Genomic DNA, 14,910 nt, shown 5'->3' on the forward strand with positions numbered 1-14,910 from the left:
GATCCCCGCATAGAACCCATGCGTTGCCAAATAGAAGCATCGGCGGCCCGCGCGCCGCGCATTGCTCAGCATTCCCAAGGAGACCTGTTGTGATTCACCGCCTCTTCCGGTGCGGTTCCGTCTGGCGCAAGCCGCTGCAACGTGGACGTGTGGGTGCGCTTTGTATGTCGGTACTGCTGGCCGGCGTCATAAGCCTGCTCACGTTGAACACCGCCTACGCCGACGAAACCGCAATCTGCTACAACTGCCCGCCCGAATGGGCCGACTGGGCCAGCCAGATCAAGGCGATCCAGCAGAAGACCGGCATCCGCATGCCGTTCGACAACAAGAACTCGGGCCAGTCGATTGCCCAGTTGATGGCCGAACAAAAGAGCCCGGTAGCAGACGTGGTGTATCTCGGCGTCTCGTCCGCATTCCAGGCCAAAGACAAAGGCGTGATCCAGCCGTACAAACCCGCGCACTGGAACGACATTCCCGCCAATCTGAAAGACCCGCAGGGTTACTGGTTCGCCATCCACTCGGGCACGCTGGGCTTTTTCGTCAACAAGGACGCGCTCGAAGGCAAGCCGGTGCCGCGCTCGTGGGCCGATCTGCTGAAGCCCGAATACAAGGGGATGATTGGCTACCTCGATCCATCGAGCGCGTTCGTTGGCTATGCGGGCGCGGTGGCGGTGAATCAGGCGCTAGGTGGCAGCTTCGATAACTTTCAGCCGGGCCTCGACTGGTTCCGCAAGCTCAAGGCCAACGCGCCCATCGTGCCGAAGCAGACCGCTTATGCACGCGTGCTGTCCGGCGAAATTCCGATTCTGCTCGACTACGACTTCGACGCATACCGCGCGAAGTACAAAGACCAGGCCAACGTCGAATTCGTGATTCCGCGCGAAGGCACGATCTCGGTGCCCTACGTGATGAGTCTCGTGATGGGCGCGCCACACGAAGCAAACGGGAAGAAGGTGCTGGATTTCGTGCTCTCCGATGAAGGTCAGCAGTTGTGGGCCGCAGCGTATTTGCGTCCCGTGCGTAGCGTCCAGATGGACCCCGCCATTGCCGCGAAATTCCTTCCCGCGAGCGACTACGCCCGCGCCAAACCGGTCGATTTCGGCAGGATGGCCGACAAGCAGCAGAGCTTCGGTCAACAGTATTTGCAGGTGATGCATTGAACGACGTCACGTTTCCGCTGCGCTGGCGCATCGTGCTGCTGGCGCCCGCGCTCGCTGTCTTTCTCGCCTTCTGGCTGCTGCCCATCAGCGCGCTTGCGCAACTGAGCGGCGACGGTCACGCGTTCGCGACGTATCGCGCCCTGCTCACCAACCCGCGTTACATGACGAGCCTCGCCGCCACCGTGTTGCTGTCCGCCGCGGTGACGGCCACCACGCTGGTGTTTTCCGTAATCGCCGGCCTGCTGCTCGCGCGCCGTGAGTTTGCCGGCAAGCGCACGTTGCTTGCGCTGCTGACTTTTCCGCTGGCGTTTCCGGGCGTGGTGGTCGGCTTCATGGTGATCATGCTGGCGGGACGCCAGGGCTTGATCGGCGTGCTGTCGCTCAAGCTCACCGGGGAGCGCTGGGTGTTTGCCTATTCGATGGCGGGCCTCTTTCTCGGCTACCTCTACTTCTCGATTCCTCGCGTGATCGTCACGGTGATGGCCTCGGCCACGCAACTCGATGCTGCGCTCGAAGAGGCGGCGCGCTCGCTAGGCGCGTCACCATGGCAGATCATGCGCGACGTGATCTTGCCGGCCCTCGCACCTGGCCTGATCGCCGCCGGAGCGGTGTGCTTTGCGACCGCGATGGGCGCATTCGGCACCGCTTTCACGCTCGCCACCGATATCGACGTGCTGCCCATGACCATCTACACCGAGTTCACGCTGAACGCGAACATGGTGACGGCGGCGGGCCTGTCCATCGTGCTGGGTCTCGTCACGTGGCTGGTGCTGGCACTCGCGCGCAGCATGACGGGTTCCGCCGTGGCGGCGAGCGCATAGTGTCGACGCGTACCCTGCTCGCCGCCGGTCAGTGGCTCGTGACCCTGTTGCTGTGCGCCTTCCTGATCGTGCCGGTGGCAATGTCGATACTTGCGGGCCTCACCGTCAACTATTTCAAGGGCGTCGCGAGCGGCCTCACGCTGCGCTGGCTGATCGAAGTGTGGACGCAGTATCACGCGTCGGTCTGGCTCTCGCTCGAAATCGCGCTGGCGACGCTCGTCGTCACGTTGCTCACCGGCGTACCCGCGGGGTATGTGCTGGCGCGCAGCAAGACGCGTCTCGCGCGCCTGATCGAAGAGCTGCTGGTGCTGCCCATCGCGCTGCCGGGGCTCGCCTCGGCGCTGGCATTGCTGGCGGTGTACGGCGGCTTCACGCGCTTTCGCATGAGTGTGGCTTTCATCGTGGCCGGGCATGTGGTGTTCACGCTGCCCTTCATGGTGCGCGCGGTGGCGGCCGTCTGCGCGAGCGCCGATCTGCGTACGCTGGAAGAAGGTGCCGCGAGCCTCGGCGCGAGCTTCATGCAGCGCTTCGTCACCATCGTGCTGCCCAACGCACGCCCTGGCATCGTGGCGGGCGCGCTGGCAGTGGTGACGCTTTCCATCGGTGAGTTCAACCTGACGTGGATGTTGCACACGCCCGAGATGAAGACCTTGCCGGTGGGTCTCGCCGACACCTACGCGTCGTTGCGCATCGAGATCGGCAGCGCGTACACGATCCTCTTTTTCATCATGACCATGCCGCTACTCGTCGCCATGCAATGGCTCGGCGTCGATGTCACCGGTCAGCGCAGCGCCAGTGCGAAGCGTCGCCGCGCCGCTTTATCACGAGGCGTCCGTCTCGAGCGTCTCACCGATACACCATGAAACTCGCCCCTGTCTCCATCACGCTCGCTCAATGCGGCAAGACTTTTCGTGGCACACGTGCGCTCGAACCCCTCGATCTGCGCATTGGCGCCGGTGAAACGCTGGTGCTGCTCGGGCCTTCCGGTTGCGGCAAGACCACGACGTTACGGATGATCGCCGGACTCGAAACGCCGGATGCGGGTGGACGTATTGCCTTCGGTGATGACGACGTGACCGCGCTGCCCATCGAGCGTCGCCAGGTGGGTATGGTGTTCCAGAGCTATGCGCTATTTCCGAACCTGACGGTGCGCGGCAACATCGGCTACGCGCTGAGAATCAAACGCGTCGCGAAAGACGTGGCGCGGCAACGCGTCGACGAACTGCTCGCCATGATGCGGCTCACCGCGCAAGCCGACCAACCCGTCGATCAACTCTCGGGCGGTCAACGGCAACGCGTTGCACTGGCCCGCGCACTCGCGATGCAACCGCGCGTGCTGCTGCTGGATGAACCGCTTACCGCGCTCGACGCGCGCTTACGCGACACGCTGCGCAGCGAGATGAATGCGCTGCTGCGCGGACTCGGCATCACCACGGTCTACGTCACGCACGACCAGGCCGAGGCGATGGAACTCGGTGACCGCATTGTCGTGATGAGCGCGGGACGCATCGAGCAGATCGGCACGCCGCGCGAGATTTACTACCAGCCGGCCAACCGCACAGTCGCGCAGTTCGTCGGCACGATCAACCGGCTGGCAGGCGAGCAGCGCGATGGTGTGCTGACCACGACGGGCGGCACGGTCCCGCTCACGCGGCGCGTGTCGGATGAAGGCGATGCACGCGAGATCCAGGGCGCCGATGCGTTGTCAGCCGCATCGCAAGCCACATCGCCAGCCACATTTCCAGCAGGCCCCGGCGAGCTGTTTTTCCGGCCCGAAGACGCGTCTCTCGTCGATCCGGCCAACGCCCAGTTACGTGGCACCGTCGCGGCGGCCGCATTTCTCGGCGAGCGTACCCGTCTGACGATCCACGGCGCGGCACCCGACGCCCTGCTCGTCGACGTTGCCGGGCGCGTCGAACTCGCACGCGGCACGGCGGTCGGTATTTCCATCGCACCCCACGCCCTGATTGCGCTATCGTGATACCGAGCGTCGGCTTTCTCTCTAACACCTGTCACACCTGTACCCCTTTCTGCGCCCCTTTTTGCGCATTACAAGGACACTCACCATGTTGCTAGCCCAGATCAGTGACCTGCACATCAAGCGCCCCGGCAGCCTGGCCTACCGGCGCGTCGACACCGGCGCCGCGCTGGCGCGCTGTATCGCCGCGCTCAACGCGCTGAACCCGCGCCCGGACGCCGTGGTGATGACCGGCGACCTCGTCGACCAGGGCGACCCCGAACAGTACGCGCACCTGCAAACGCTGCTGGCGCCGCTGCAGATTCCGTATTACCTGCTGGTCGGCAATCACGACGCGCGCTCCGCATTGCGCGAAGCGTTCAGCGACCGGCCCGAATTGCGTGAAGGCGGCGAGTTCGTCCAGTACGCGGCGGATATCGGACCGGTGCGTCTGCTGGCGCTCGATTCAATGGTGCCCGGCGAAAGCGGCGGCACGCTCTGCGACACGCGGCTGGCGTGGCTGGAAGCGCAACTGGCGGCGGCACAGGACAAGCCGGTGATCATCGCATTGCATCATCCCCCCTTCGATTGTGGCATTGGGCACATGGACAACATCCGGCTCGACCGGGACGCGACGCAGAAGCTGGCCGCGCTGGTAGCGCGTCATCCAAACGTCGAGCGGGTGATCTGCGGCCATGTGCATCGTTCGATGTTCGTGCGCTTTGGTGGCACGCTCGCCTCGGCCGTGCCGTCACCCGCGCATCAGGTGGCGCTCGATCTGCGCGGAGACGCGCCGTCGGGCTTCGTCATGGAGCCGCCGGCGTTTGCGTTGCATCGCTACGAGCCGGCCTCCGGTCTCGTGACGCATCACGCTTATGTCGATGCGGCGCCCGGCCCGTATCCGTTCTACGAGCCCGAAGGTGAGTTGATCGACTGAGACTGTATATCGCTGAGGAAGGTGGCGCGCGTCTGGGCCGTCAAGGCGCACCACCGTTCACGCGCGCACGAACGTATGACGGACGCGCCGTGACCACCTGAAATATGGCACGCCGAACACCGCGGCCACCACGGCCCAGACGAAGCCGTCGAGCGGCAGGCCGATTTCGATGGCGATGGCATGCGTCATGAAATCGCCCAGCAGATAAGCGAACGTGCGCATCACCAGCGTGGCCAGCAGCCACGCCTGCACGTGCCCGACAAAGCGCGCCGACCTGCGCCACATTAGCATCAGCAACCAGCCCGCACCGGCGACGATAAACGTGCCGGTGAGCACGTCCATGCCGACTAGCAGGATCACGACGCGATACCAGCCATGTGTCTCTGGACGAACGAACACGGCGAGCAGTTCCGGTTCGAGCATCATCTTGAGCGGGTCGCGCATCTCGATGACCGTGGCCGTCACCATCGCCGCCAGCCCGAGCAGGGCCAGCAACAGCCAGCCACCAATGCCGTGGGGTTCGTGTTCTGCGGGGATATCCATCTGTTCAGGGTGAATCGCGTCGGGTGAGGGTGCGTTTGCAGGGCGCGTTGCAGGTTGCGTCTGCAACGGGCTCCGTCGAGGAGCCGCGCGATTTTACGGACCGGCCGACCGCGTACATCTCATATTGATCAGCCCGCATCGCCCGATGGGCGTGGTCAGCAGGATTCGCCTCGCTCCGGTATGATCGACACGCTTAAATACTGCCTCTCCGGGCGGTCCATCGAATCCCCGCTTATGTCCACGACCCCGTTCCCCTCCGCCGCCGACGAGCGTGCCTTGCGCCGGCTGTTGCTGCTGCTCGCCACCATCGCCGGTGTCGCCGTTGCCAACATCTATTACAACCAGCCGCTGCTCGACAGCCTGCGTGGGTCCTTTCCGCAGAGTGCTTCGTGGGTGGGCGCGGTGCCCGCCGTCACGCAACTCGGCTACGCGGCCGGCATGCTGCTGCTCGCCCCGCTCGGCGACCGTTTCGACCGACGCCTGCTGATCCTGCTGCAGATTGCCGGTCTCAGCATCGCGCTGATCGTTACCGCCGCCGCGCCGAACCTCACCACGATGATCGGTGCGAGCCTCGCCATTGGTGTGCTCGCCACCATCGCGCAACAGGCCGTGCCGTTCGCCGCCGAACTCGCGCCGCCCTCGCAGCGCGGTCATGCAGTGGGCACGGTGATGAGCGGCTTGCTGCTCGGCATTCTGCTGGCGCGCACCGCGGCGGGTCTGGTCGCCGAGTACTTCGGCTGGCGCACGGTGTTCGCCGCGTCGCTGGTGGCATTGCTGGCGCTGGCCGTGGTGATCTGGATTCGCCTGCCCAAAAGCAAGCCGACCTCGACGCTGCCCTACGGCAAGCTGTTGATGTCGATGTGGCATCTGATCGTCGAGCACCCCGGTTTGCGCGAGGCGTCGGTGACGGGCGCGTGCCTGTTTGCCGCGTTCAGCATCTTCTGGTCCGTGCTCGCGCTGCTGCTGGCCGGTGCGCCGTTTCACCTCGGACCGCAGGCGGCCGGGCTGTTCGGTATCGTCGGCGCCGGTGGCGCACTGGCTGCGCCGATTGCCGGCAAGTCCGCGGATCGCCGTGGACCGCGCGCGGTCATCTCACTCTCCATCGTGCTGGTGGCGATCTCGTTCGTGGTGTTCGGGCTGTCCGGCGCGAGCATCGCCGGGCTGATCGTCGGCGTGATCATTCTCGATGTCGGCGTGCAGGCCGCGCAGATCTCGAACCAGTCGCGCATCTATGCGCTCTCGCCCGAGGCGCGCAGCCGCGTGAATACGGTCTACATGGTGACGTACTTCATTGGCGGCGCAGCAGGTTCGGCGGTGGGCGCCTTCGTCTGGCCGTGGTTCGGATGGATGGGTGTCAGCGTGGCGGGCCTGGCCTTCACGGCCCTCGCCGGGTGGAGTCACGCGCGGCGCAGGACGAGGCCGGTGACGGCGTCGTAGCTTCGATGGGTGTCGGAATGGCCACTTGAAGTAGCGGGTTAAAGCGTGGCCCGTTAAAGCGCTTTCAGACGCCCGCCTGACGCCCCACGCTGCGCGCTTCCGCGTAATCGTGCAACGCGTCGATCACGCGATCGAATTCAAACGATTTGTCGTAGAAATGGCGCACGCCATATTGCAGGCAGCGCTCGCGATACGCCGGCAACGCGTGATTGGTCAGCACGGCGGCGAAGGTTTTCTCGATCAACCCTTCGCGCTGCAAATACGCCAGCACGGGTACGCCCGAGCCGTGCTTCAACTGTAGATCAATGATCACCGCGTCGAAGGCCTCTGCGCTCAGCAACGCGATAGCCTCATCCGACGTATCCGCGTACGCCGTGACCTGCAGTACGCCCGAGGCGTCGATGGCCTCGGCGACGCTGCGGCGGATCAGCGGCGAATCCTCGATCAGCAGCACGCGCAAAGGCGCGTGGCCGGCATCGTGTTGGGCATTCGATTCGCTGATCATGGCACTGTTCCGCGCAGGGTTCCTCGCACTGTGTCCTCTATCGTACAACTCACGTTTCGCGTGTCACGCGAATGAGTCACGTCATTCGATCAAGCCGTTTTTGATCGCGTAGTAAGTCAGGTCCGCGTTGTTGGTCAGGCGCATTTTCTCCAGCACCCGCGCCCGGTAGGTACTCACCGTTTTCACCGACAGATGCAGTTCTTCGGCGATATCCGTGGGGATCTGCCCGGCCGCGAGCTTGCAGAAAATCTGGAACTCACGCTCCGACAGCGCCTCGTGCGGGCGCCCCGCGGCCGGTTTGTCGAGATTGTCGGCGAGCGTGTCGGCCACTGCCTCGGACAGATACCGATGCCCGCGCGCCACCGCGCGAATGGCCCGCACGATCTCGTCGGGCGCGCAGTCCTTGTTCAGATAACCGTTGGCGCCCGCACGCAGCAGGTTGATGGCGTACTGGCTCTCCGGATAACCGGAAAGGATCAGCACGCCCTGCTCCGGCCTTACCTGCTTGATGACGCGCAAGGTGTCGATACCGTTCTTGTCCGGCATGGCGATGTCGAGCAGCACCACGTCGAACGCCTGCTCGCGCACGAGGCTGATGGTCTGGTCGCCCGTCGCGGCTTCCGCCGCCACGCACATATCGGGCTCGTCGGCCACGAACTGCTTGAATCCGCCCCGGACAATCGCGTGATCGTCGGCTATCAACACTCGAATCATCGGTTTCTATCCGTGCAGTGGAAATGGCTCCAAAGCAGACATTGTAATGAGGTCTCGCCGCACCAGCCGCGAGACGTGCCACTGCGCAGCATCACGGCTCAGATGAAACGCAGGCACGCCTGCTTTGCGTTCCATCGGCCGCCCACTCTTTAATCACTCGCGCCCTTCCAGCAGATCCGCCATATCGTCGGCATGTTCTTCCTCGACCGCCAGAATCTCTTCGAAAATACGACGCGTGGTCACGTCGTCCTCGCCGAGGTACTTGATGATCTCGCGATAAGTGTCCACTGCAATCCGCTCGGCAACCAGGTTCTCGCGAATCATGTCGGTCAGATCCTTGCCCTCCTGGTACTCCGAGTGCGAGCGTGTCTTCAGGCCGTCCGGTGCGAAATCCGGCGCGCCGCCCAGCTGCACGATGCGCTCGGCGAAGCGGTCGGCGTGTTCCTGCTCTTCCGCCGCGTGCTCGGCAAACTCGGCCGCCACCGCTTCGGAATTGATGCCCTTGGCCATGAAATGGTGACGCTTGTAACGCAACGTGCAAACGATCTCCGTCGCGAGCGCGTCGTTGAGCAGCTTCAGCACGGTTTCTCGGTCAGCGCCATAGGTCTGCGTGACCGGGCCGTCCGACATATGCTTGCGCGCGTCGTCGCGGATTTTCTTCAAGTCCATCACGAAAGGTGACTTCGACATTTAATTTCTCCTTTATCCGGTATGGGGGGTATTGCGCATCCCGCACGAAACGCGCCTGATGCGCCGGTCAAGAGAAAGACCCGCAAAAGTCCTACGCGCTACGTTCGGAACACGCCCAGCAGCAGCGTCACGACGAACACGACGAGGAAGATGTAGAACAGGATCTTGGCAATTTCAGCCGCGCCCGCTGCAATGCCGGTAAAACCGAACACCGCCGCGATGATCGCGATGATGAAAAATACGACTGCGTAGTGAAGCATGGCGACTCTCCTTGCCGGAAGGGTTGTTGTCTAGGTCCAGAGTAAGCGCCCCCCGCTAATCGACTATCTTTTTCGTCACGACAAAGCCGAGCACCAGAAACACCACGCACAGAATCAGGAACACGATGAACAGGAACTTCGCGATTGCCGCAGCGCCTGCCGCAATGCCGGTAAAGCCGAGCACACCCGCAACGAGGGCGATCACAGCGAAGATCAGGGCCCATTTGAGCATGGTGAAATCCTCCAGAACGATAATTGAGCTGACAGAGTCATCCTAATGAGCCGTGCGGCGCAGCGCATTCCGGCTCCGGCCGTTTTTCGTGTGAGAATCCGCTGACATGGCATTACAGCCGCTTTACGATGTCCGCCGCGCCGCCCGGCTGAACGTGGCGGATACACGTGTCACGCGTCTGAACAGGTGCACAATGCGTCGATGAGCGTCTATACAAAAAGCCGGGTAATAAGGAGCACGACCTGAAAGTGGCAACCACATTGAACGAATGGATGCGCAACCGCAGTTGGGCGATTGCGATGACGGTCGCCATTGTCATCACGGTGGGCGGGCTCGTGATTCTCGAAACGGCCCGCGAACGCATCGCCGCCGAATACGAAAGCGCGCTCGAAGCGCGCGACGTCACGGTGCAATTGAGCACGCTCGAAAGCCAGCTCGAACGCCTCAGCGCCTACCAGGCCAACTTTCTTCTGACGAAGCAGGTGGCGCGCGCCCAGGCCTACTGCACGAACGCGACGCGGCTGCGGCAAACCATCCAGCAACTGAACACCACGTACTACCGCCGCGAAGCCGACAGTGCCGAGCAGGCGAGCTTCTCGCAGATCGCCGCGCTGATCGAGGCGCGCATCGGCGCGGGCGTCACTGCCATGCAGCAGGCCACACCGCAACCGCTGGCGCTGGCCGCGTGCGGCACCGCGAGCGGCGCGCAAACGGTGGATGGGGCGTTGATCGACAGCACCCTTTCCCTGCTGCGCGACAACGAAACACGCCGCGCGCAGCAGGCACTCGACGCGAGCCGCGCCGATCAGCGTGTCTCTACCTTGTGCGCGGCGGCACTCTCCGCGCTGAACATCGTGTTGTTCATCCTGCTGTTTCGCAACCTCGGCATCCAGATCGACCGGCAGGCGCGCGTGCAGCGGCAACTCATCACGCAGCAGGAGGAACTGGACCAGCTCGTCACCGAACGCACCCGTCAGCTCGAAGCGCTGGGCTGGCATTTGCAGGCCGTCGCCGAAAACGAAAAGACGCAACTGGCGCGCGAACTGCACGACGAACTGGGCGCGATCCTGACCGCCAGCAAGATGGACGTGGCCTGGGCCAACCGCAAACTGAAGGACAGCGAACCGGCGGTGGCCGAGAAACTGGCGCGCGCGCTCGCCAACCTCGATCAGGGGATTGCACTCAAGCGCCGCATCATCGAAGACATGCGGCCTACGGTACTGGCGAACTTCGGTCTCGTCACCGCGCTGCGCACCCTCGCCGACGAAGCCGCCCAGCGCAACAACTGGATGCTCGAGCTGCGGCTGCCCGCCGACGACATCCAGCTCGACGAGCAGACCGAGATTGCGCTGTTCCGGGTCGCACAGGAGTCGCTGACCAATGCGGCGAAGTACGCGCGGGCCTCGCGCGTGTCGATCGGTTTGCAGATCGACGAGGCACAGGTGGCGCTGTCCATCTCCGATAACGGCGTGGGCATCACGCCCGCCGACCTCAAGCGCACCCACACGCATGGCCTGCTCGGTATGCGTCAGCGGGTGGCGGCGCATGGCGGGCAGTTCGACATTCACCGTGGCGTACCAAGCGGTACGGACATTCATGTGGTGATGCCCTGCGCCCGCCGCGCCATGCCGCTGGACGACATCGCACCGGCCGCTCCCTCCGAGCGCAGCTTGTAGCCTCATGTAGGAGGGCGCTGACGCGAGAAAACGCGTCCCACCTACAAGAAAATCGCAGCCGCGCCGACAGCGTCCTGCTCCCCGATTTTTTAACATGCAATCAGACCGGATCGACTGGCGCGAAGCCCCGGTCGTAAGCCACGCAGCACGCGCCGGCTACCGGGCGCGTCCATTGATGCATTCTTGATAAGGGGAACACTCATGACTCGACTCTTCGCTCTGCTTCTGATCGCTGCGACTGCTGCGCTCGCTGGATGCAACACGATGGCAGGCGCTGGCCAGGATATCTCGAACGGCGGCCACGATCTGTCCAACGCGGCAGATAACGCCAAGTAAAAGCCGTCACTTCAGTGGCGTTGTCTGACGCTGGCTCGACTGCAACATCGAGTCAGCGAATCCTTCAGCCGCACTGATTCCACGCGTTTTGATCTCACGTTTAGCCCGCTGTGCTCGCACAGCGGGCTTTTTTACGCGCGTACGTCACGCACCTTCTGGCAGACGCTACGCCTGCAATGCAAAAGGCGCCCGCAAAAACAAAGCGGCGATCCACACGTGGCGGACCGCCGCTCTGCCCTCCCTGGTACGCCGCTTTTAGCGCGGCTCGATGCCCTTGATCTGCTTGTGATGCGACTGCTGCGATTCAACCGGTTTATGCAGCATCAAGCGCTTGCCGGCTCACACCTGAACGCGGCTTATTGACCCGTCAGTGTGTTGCTCAACTCGACCGCCGGCGTACCCGTGTTGCCGCCCTGCGCGACCAGCAGATGGATCTGGCCCGGCAGCAACTGGCTCAAGGTGCCGGCGATCGGCACCGTGGTCACCAGCCAGTCGGCATTGTTGGCAAGACTAAACGTTGCGGACTGGAAAATCGCTGTCTTGCTGCCCGCTGCCGTCACGATCGCCACATATGTACCGCCCGACAGATACAGCGAGTCCTGGCCGCTCGCCGGCACGGCGTTGCTGAACGACACGCCCGCCATCGTCGGACTCACGCCGTTGATGTTGGTCCCCGACGGCACGATGTAGATGTCGAGATTGGTCGCGTTTGCCGACGCGTTGAACGCACGCACACGGGCATCGTTGGAGAGCAGCCCCTTGTCGAACGGATCGTCGATCAGGCCGATGCCCGGCGCCGTCAGACCCGGCAATGCGAGCACGGTGTATTCGTGACCGTTGGCCGCATCCGGAAAGTTGCCGCTGGCGAGCGCCGTGGTCGTGCCGGTGCTGGCATAGGCGACGTTGGTCGAACCCGTGTTGATATTGGTGAAGTTGGTGACGCCCAGATAGTTGATATTGGTTTGGCCGCCGGGTGCTGCGCCGTTGACGAGGAAGTCCACGGCCGGGCCGCCCGGAATGGCGTGAACGAAGTGGATCTCAGGATCAGTAATGCCAAGTGATTTCGCGGCGTCGCTGCCGCTGCCCCCACACGCCGTCAATACGGATGCGACGCCAATGACCGCCGCCACGGTTCGAATGAGCTTCATGTTTTTTCACCTATATCGAAGTCGGGTATCGCCCGCGTCCTGCTGCGGGTCGCTCCCTGAGTCTTTCCCATTAGTTATGTGAGCATCGCGTCCGGTGCAGTGCCTTGTTCGTTGATCGTTTGAACGGCATTGTCCGGTCTCTCTCGCGACACTCCCTCCTATCCCTGTGGCACGTCCTTGCCTCGGCGCCAGGTCGTGCGTGTTATGGACGCTCGCATCGAGCAATCGGTGTGCCGCATGCACCGGCATGGACACCTGCACCGCAACCGGGCTTGCTGGACAACGCGTTTCGCGAATTAGAATTTTTCCTCGGACGATGGGCACGATGCGCGGTGTATCGTTCGTGCGCACCCCACTTTTACAAGGCGCGTTGCATGCCTTACCCACACGCTTCCCCGCATTCATACCCGCACTTGCTCGCCGAACTCGACCTCGGCTTCACGACGCTGCGCAATCGCGTCGTGATGGGCTCGATGCATACCGGCATGGAAGACCGCTTCTGGAACTATCCGAAGCTGGCCGCGTATTTCCGCGAGCGCGCGAGAGGTGGCACGGGGTTGGTCATCACCGGCGGCATCTCGCCGAACCGCCAGGGTTGGCTGTTGCCGTTCGGCGGCACGTTGAATTCCGTTTTCGATCTACGCAATCATCGTTTGCTGACCGCGGCCGTGCATGCCGAAGGCGGCAAGATCGCGCTACAGATCCTGCACGCGGGGCGGTACGGGTATCAACCGTTCGTCGTATCCGCGTCGGCGCTCAAGTCGCCCATTTCGAAGTTCAAGCCGCGCGCGCTCACGGAAGCCGGCATCGCGCGGACGGTACGCGATTACGCACGCTGCGCACGGCTCGCGCAACGCGCCGGGTATGACGGCGTGGAGATCATGGGCAGCGAAGGCTACCTGCTCAACCAGTTCCTCTGCCCGCGCACCAACCAGCGCACCGACCGCTACGGCGGCAGCCTCGAAAACCGCATGCGTCTCGCGCGTGAGATCGTCGAGGCCGTGCGTGCTTCATGCGGCGAACGCTTCATCGTGATCTACCGTTTGTCGCTGATCGATCTCGTCGAAGGCGGCAACACCTGGGATGAAACCGTGCAGGTCGCGCAGGCGCTGGAAGCGGCCGGCGTGACCATGTTCAACACCGGGATTGGCTGGCACGAGGCCCGTGTGCCGACCATCGTGACCTCCGTGCCGCGCGCGGCCTTCGCACCGTTAAGCGCACGTTTGAAAGCGTCGGTGAAGGTGCCGGTGATTGTCTCGAACCGCATCAATACCCCGCAGGTGGCCGACGACCTGCTAGCGCAGGGCATGGGCGATCTGGTTTCGATGGCGCGGCCGCTACTCGCCGATCCCGAGTTCGTCAACAAGACCGCAGCGGGACGCACGGACGAAATCAACACCTGTATTGCCTGCAACCAGGCGTGCCTCGATCACACGTTTCAGAACCGGCGCGCCACCTGCCTCGTGAATCCGCGCGCCGGCCGCGAGACCGAACTCGTCTACCGGCCGCTCACGTCCAAAGACACCGTGCGTACGGTTGCCGTGGTCGGCGCGGGGCCGGCCGGGTTGTCGGCGGCGACGGTGGCGGCATCGCGCGGGCATCGGGTGACGCTGTTCGATGCGAGCCCTGTGCTGGGCGGTCAGTTCAATCTCGCGATGCGTGTGCCGGGCAAAGAGGAGTTCAGCGAGACGATCCGCTACTTTCAGAGTCAGTTGCAACGTCACGGCGTGGACGTGCGTCTCGCAACGCGCGTCGATCCGGCTTTGCTCGCAGCGAGCCGCTACGACGATGTGATTCTCGCTACCGGCATCGTGCCGCGTCGTCCGCAGATCGCAGGCATCGACGGGCCGAACGTGCTCACCTATGTCGACGTGCTGCGCGGCGCGCCGGTCGGGCGCAGTGTGGCGGTGATCGGCGCGGGCGGTATTGGTTTCGATGTCAGCGAGTTCCTGCTGCATCGTCCTGGTGAACCGTTGCCGCAGCCGCGCGATGCCTGGCTCGACGAGTGGGGCGTGGATCTCGGCGTGAACGAACGCGGCGGACTCAAGACGCCCGCTCACGCGCAACCCGTGCGCGAAATCTGGCTACTGCAGCGCAAGGCAGGCAAACTCGGCGCGGGGCTCGGCAAAACCTCGGGCTGGGTGCATCGCGCGGCGCTGGCGCGCAACGGTGTGCACATGCTCGATGGCGTGTCGTATCTGGAGATCAGCGCGCGCGGTCTGAAGATCGCGCGTGAGGGTAAGGAGCAATGGCTCGACGTGGAGACGATCGTGGTGTGCGCGGGGCAGGAGTCGTTGCGTGAATTGCAGCCTGCCACGCCGTCTCAGGATGGTCCGCGCTATCACGTGATAGGCGGCGCGGCGCTCGCGACCGAACTGGACGCGAAGCGCGCGATCCGCGAAGGCGCAGAACTGGCAGCGCGGTTGTAGGTGCGGTTGTAGCTACGGCTGTGGGTGCGAGGGCAAACGCCCTCTCCTATCGCGCTCCGGCTCGC

Annotated in this window: 16 protein-coding genes; 9 read left to right on the forward strand and 7 right to left on the reverse strand. The window is 63.7% G+C overall.

Features of this window, described 5'->3' with window-relative positions; all coding sequences use genetic code 11:
* The first annotated feature begins 164 nt into the window (after positions 1-164).
* The 5 genes from D0B32_RS15720 to D0B32_RS15740 all read left to right on the forward strand — a co-directional run bounded on the left by D0B32_RS15720 (position 165) and on the right by D0B32_RS15740 (position 4,875).
* On the forward strand, positions 165-1,160 hold the full coding sequence (locus D0B32_RS15720) for an ABC transporter substrate-binding protein (protein ID WP_181969839.1): 996 nt from the start codon (positions 165-167) through the stop codon (positions 1,158-1,160).
* Entirely contained in the window at positions 1,157-1,981 is an 825-nt protein-coding gene (locus D0B32_RS15725) for an ABC transporter permease (protein WP_117334923.1), read from the forward strand. The genes D0B32_RS15720 and D0B32_RS15725 overlap by 4 nt, the downstream gene beginning before the upstream one ends.
* The gene (locus D0B32_RS15730; protein WP_404935555.1) at positions 1,981-2,844 is read left to right on the forward strand and encodes an ABC transporter permease; all 864 of its coding nucleotides are present in this window, start codon (positions 1,981-1,983) and stop codon (positions 2,842-2,844) included. The genes D0B32_RS15725 and D0B32_RS15730 overlap by 1 nt, the downstream gene beginning before the upstream one ends.
* Entirely contained in the window at positions 2,841-3,962 is a 1,122-nt protein-coding gene (locus D0B32_RS15735; protein WP_117334925.1) for an ABC transporter ATP-binding protein, read from the forward strand. The genes D0B32_RS15730 and D0B32_RS15735 overlap by 4 nt, the downstream gene beginning before the upstream one ends.
* Before the next feature lie 85 nt (positions 3,963-4,047).
* A complete protein-coding gene (locus D0B32_RS15740) occupies positions 4,048-4,875 on the forward strand; it encodes a phosphodiesterase (RefSeq protein WP_117334926.1) in 828 nt (275 codons plus the stop codon).
* 57 nt (positions 4,876-4,932) lie between these two features.
* Here the strand turns inward: D0B32_RS15740 and D0B32_RS15745 are convergent, their stop codons facing one another.
* Positions 4,933-5,418 (reverse strand): DUF2569 domain-containing protein, encoded by a 486-nt coding sequence (locus D0B32_RS15745; protein ID WP_117334927.1) that lies wholly within the window; start codon positions 5,416-5,418, stop codon positions 4,933-4,935.
* 234 nt (positions 5,419-5,652) lie between these two features.
* Between D0B32_RS15745 and D0B32_RS15750 the strand changes: the two genes are divergently transcribed.
* Complete coding sequence (locus D0B32_RS15750) at positions 5,653-6,855, forward strand: MFS transporter (RefSeq protein WP_117334928.1); 1,203 nt, start codon at positions 5,653-5,655, stop codon at positions 6,853-6,855.
* 64 nt (positions 6,856-6,919) lie between these two features.
* Here the strand turns inward: D0B32_RS15750 and D0B32_RS15755 are convergent, their stop codons facing one another.
* From D0B32_RS15755 to D0B32_RS15775, 5 genes are all read right to left on the reverse strand, one after another.
* The gene (locus D0B32_RS15755; protein ID WP_117334929.1) at positions 6,920-7,360 is read right to left on the reverse strand and encodes a response regulator; all 441 of its coding nucleotides are present in this window, start codon (positions 7,358-7,360) and stop codon (positions 6,920-6,922) included.
* An 81-nt stretch (positions 7,361-7,441) separates the two neighbouring features.
* Entirely contained in the window at positions 7,442-8,074 is a 633-nt protein-coding gene (locus D0B32_RS15760; RefSeq protein WP_117334930.1) for a response regulator transcription factor, read from the reverse strand.
* 153 nt (positions 8,075-8,227) lie between these two features.
* Positions 8,228-8,764, reverse strand: a complete 537-nt coding sequence (locus D0B32_RS15765; RefSeq protein ID WP_117334931.1) for a bacterioferritin — start codon at positions 8,762-8,764, stop codon at positions 8,228-8,230.
* A 98-nt stretch (positions 8,765-8,862) separates the two neighbouring features.
* A complete protein-coding gene (locus D0B32_RS15770; RefSeq protein ID WP_074264073.1) occupies positions 8,863-9,024 on the reverse strand; it encodes a DUF1328 domain-containing protein in 162 nt (53 codons plus the stop codon).
* Positions 9,025-9,079: 55 nt separating this feature from the next.
* Entirely contained in the window at positions 9,080-9,256 is a 177-nt protein-coding gene (locus tag D0B32_RS15775) for a DUF1328 domain-containing protein (RefSeq protein WP_117334932.1), read from the reverse strand.
* A 272-nt stretch (positions 9,257-9,528) separates the two neighbouring features.
* On the opposite strand from D0B32_RS15775, the gene D0B32_RS15780 reads away from it, so the two are divergent.
* Positions 9,529-10,932 (forward strand): sensor histidine kinase, encoded by a 1,404-nt coding sequence (locus tag D0B32_RS15780; protein WP_117335361.1) that lies wholly within the window; start codon positions 9,529-9,531, stop codon positions 10,930-10,932.
* A gap of 201 nt (positions 10,933-11,133) precedes the next feature.
* Complete coding sequence (locus tag D0B32_RS15785; protein ID WP_117334933.1) at positions 11,134-11,268, forward strand: entericidin A/B family lipoprotein; 135 nt, start codon at positions 11,134-11,136, stop codon at positions 11,266-11,268.
* Positions 11,269-11,624: 356 nt separating this feature from the next.
* Here the strand turns inward: D0B32_RS15785 and D0B32_RS15790 are convergent, their stop codons facing one another.
* Positions 11,625-12,416 (reverse strand): DUF4397 domain-containing protein, encoded by a 792-nt coding sequence (locus tag D0B32_RS15790; protein WP_117334934.1) that lies wholly within the window; start codon positions 12,414-12,416, stop codon positions 11,625-11,627.
* Between the two features lie 374 nt (positions 12,417-12,790).
* Between D0B32_RS15790 and D0B32_RS15795 the strand changes: the two genes are divergently transcribed.
* Positions 12,791-14,845, forward strand: coding sequence for an NADPH-dependent 2,4-dienoyl-CoA reductase (locus D0B32_RS15795; protein WP_117334935.1), 2,055 nt, complete (start codon positions 12,791-12,793; stop codon positions 14,843-14,845).
* Positions 14,846-14,910: the final 65 nt, after the last annotated feature.

This window comes from Paraburkholderia sp. DHOC27, from assembly GCF_003429005.1.
In the GTDB taxonomy this organism is placed as follows: domain Bacteria; phylum Pseudomonadota; class Gammaproteobacteria; order Burkholderiales; family Burkholderiaceae; genus Paraburkholderia.

Excerpts from the sequence above, each read along its gene's own strand:
- D0B32_RS15735 (WP_117334925.1), top strand. The coding sequence starts at position 2,841 with ATGAAACTCGCCCCTGTCTCCATCACGCTCGCTCAATGCGGCAAGACT.
- D0B32_RS15755 (WP_117334929.1), bottom strand. The coding sequence starts at position 7,360 with ATGATCAGCGAATCGAATGCCCAACACGATGCCGGCCACGCGCCTTTG.
- D0B32_RS15720 (WP_181969839.1), top strand. The coding sequence starts at position 165 with ATGTCGGTACTGCTGGCCGGCGTCATAAGCCTGCTCACGTTGAACACC.
- D0B32_RS15780 (WP_117335361.1), top strand. The coding sequence starts at position 9,529 with ATGCGCAACCGCAGTTGGGCGATTGCGATGACGGTCGCCATTGTCATC.
- D0B32_RS15750 (WP_117334928.1), top strand. The coding sequence starts at position 5,653 with ATGTCCACGACCCCGTTCCCCTCCGCCGCCGACGAGCGTGCCTTGCGC.
- D0B32_RS15795 (WP_117334935.1), top strand. The coding sequence starts at position 12,791 with ATGCCTTACCCACACGCTTCCCCGCATTCATACCCGCACTTGCTCGCC.
- D0B32_RS15740 (WP_117334926.1), top strand. The coding sequence starts at position 4,048 with ATGTTGCTAGCCCAGATCAGTGACCTGCACATCAAGCGCCCCGGCAGC.
- D0B32_RS15790 (WP_117334934.1), bottom strand. The coding sequence starts at position 12,416 with ATGAAGCTCATTCGAACCGTGGCGGCGGTCATTGGCGTCGCATCCGTA.
- D0B32_RS15765 (WP_117334931.1), bottom strand. The coding sequence starts at position 8,764 with ATGTCGAAGTCACCTTTCGTGATGGACTTGAAGAAAATCCGCGACGAC.
- D0B32_RS15770 (WP_074264073.1), bottom strand. The coding sequence starts at position 9,024 with ATGCTTCACTACGCAGTCGTATTTTTCATCATCGCGATCATCGCGGCG.
- D0B32_RS15785 (WP_117334933.1), top strand. The coding sequence starts at position 11,134 with ATGACTCGACTCTTCGCTCTGCTTCTGATCGCTGCGACTGCTGCGCTC.
- D0B32_RS15760 (WP_117334930.1), bottom strand. The coding sequence starts at position 8,074 with ATGATTCGAGTGTTGATAGCCGACGATCACGCGATTGTCCGGGGCGGA.
- D0B32_RS15775 (WP_117334932.1), bottom strand. The coding sequence starts at position 9,256 with ATGCTCAAATGGGCCCTGATCTTCGCTGTGATCGCCCTCGTTGCGGGT.
- D0B32_RS15745 (WP_117334927.1), bottom strand. The coding sequence starts at position 5,418 with ATGGATATCCCCGCAGAACACGAACCCCACGGCATTGGTGGCTGGCTG.